We start from the raw sequence: 1,316 nt of genomic DNA on the forward strand, positions 1-1,316 counted from the left end.
CTCAGGTCCATGGCCGGGCGCGGCCAACCTTATTCTTTAGAGTCAAAGGGAGTTTGAAGTGCAGCAGATCTCTGAATGACGTGATGATCACATAATATATTCATATAAATTTAAAAATATAAAGAATTTCACATATTTGTTGGTCACTCGGGAACCAGTTTCCTCTTGGAGGTGGAGTTGAGGAATATCGCTAGGCCCAGGTACAGGGCCGCTATGCCGGTAATTAAGCCCATGTAGCCAGCGGCGTGCAACACCGCCGGGTTACCGGAATAATAGGCGCCGCTCAGCATGAAGAACGTTATCGTCAGCAGAACGAGCACCACGGATAGTACCCTCGCCTTCAGCATGATGGATGTGGCCGCGTATATTAGGGTCAATATGCCCCACATGAGCATCCACGCGCCGAACTCCGCCCCTATGTGCGGTAGCTGGAGCAAGAAGAAGAGCGCCAGCCCCAACCAGAATAACCCGTATGTCATGAACGCGGTGCCGCCAAATGTGTCGCCCTGCCTGAAGGCTATCCACCCAGCGAACACCTGTCCCATACCTCCCCAGAAGATCGCGAATCCAATTGTGAGCCCCGCCGTCGGTATTAGGTTAGCGTTGTACAGGCTAAGCGCTATCGTGGTGAGGGCGAATCCCAAGAGTCCTATTATCCCAGGGCTGAATTCCAATATCTTGGGCTTCTCGCTCATGATCCTCACCTCATCACTCCGGGAGTATCCTCCTCCCGAGCGACACGTTCACCAGTATCGCTGTAGACAGGTATATCGCGACGACCCCCGTTATGAATGTGGAGTAGCCGCCGTCCACGACAACCTCTTCTATCCCTGCCATCATGCCAGACCCCAGCAGGAACAGCGAGATTGTCAGAAGGCTTCCAGTAATCGACAACACGACCGCCCTCTCCATTACTGCTACCACCACATAGAACAGCGTGATTATGCCGTAGAGGACGAGCCAGAGTCCTATTTCCTTGTGGCTTAACAGCAATACGCCGTGCATGGCCAGTATTTGTGCTGTGGCCAGCGCCAGCCAGAACATCCCGTAGGAAGTGAAGACGGTGCCCGCGAAATTATCGCCCCTCCTTATGGAGAGCCAGCCAGCGAACGCCTGCGCCAGGCCGGCCCAGCTTATTTCATACGCAATGCCCAGCGATGGACCAGGTACCCTCCCGGCGAAGCCCAGGCCTAGGACTACAGCAGCGAGCCCTATTCCATAGAGCCCAAGTGGCACCGGAACGGCCTTCTCGAAACCGGATGAAGCGCTCATATTTTCCGTATTACTATATTAACGGCCTATTAATAAATATTTCC

The 1,316-nt window shown here is 53.6% G+C and carries 2 protein-coding genes; both read right to left on the bottom strand.

Features of this window, described 5'->3' with window-relative positions; all coding sequences use genetic code 11:
- Positions 1 to 143: 143 nt before the first annotated feature.
- A complete protein-coding gene (locus ABJK56_RS03875; protein ID WP_347243352.1) occupies positions 144 to 695 on the bottom strand; it encodes an acetate uptake transporter in 552 nt (183 codons plus the stop codon).
- Between the two features lie 13 nt (positions 696 to 708).
- Positions 709 to 1,272: an acetate uptake transporter gene (locus ABJK56_RS03880; RefSeq protein WP_347243353.1), complete on the bottom strand. Its 564-nt coding sequence runs from the start codon at positions 1,270 to 1,272 to the stop codon at positions 709 to 711.
- Between the last annotated feature and the right edge of the window lie 44 nt (positions 1,273 to 1,316).

It is taken from the genome of Thermogutta sp. (genome assembly GCF_039793925.1).
Taxonomy (GTDB): Bacteria; Planctomycetota; Planctomycetia; order Pirellulales; family Thermoguttaceae; genus Thermogutta.

Bases quoted from the DNA above. Each gene is read 5' to 3' on its own strand.
- ABJK56_RS03875 (WP_347243352.1), bottom strand. From the start codon at position 695: ATGAGCGAGAAGCCCAAGATATTGGAATTCAGCCCTGGGATAATAGGA.
- ABJK56_RS03880 (WP_347243353.1), bottom strand. From the start codon at position 1,272: ATGAGCGCTTCATCCGGTTTCGAGAAGGCCGTTCCGGTGCCACTTGGG.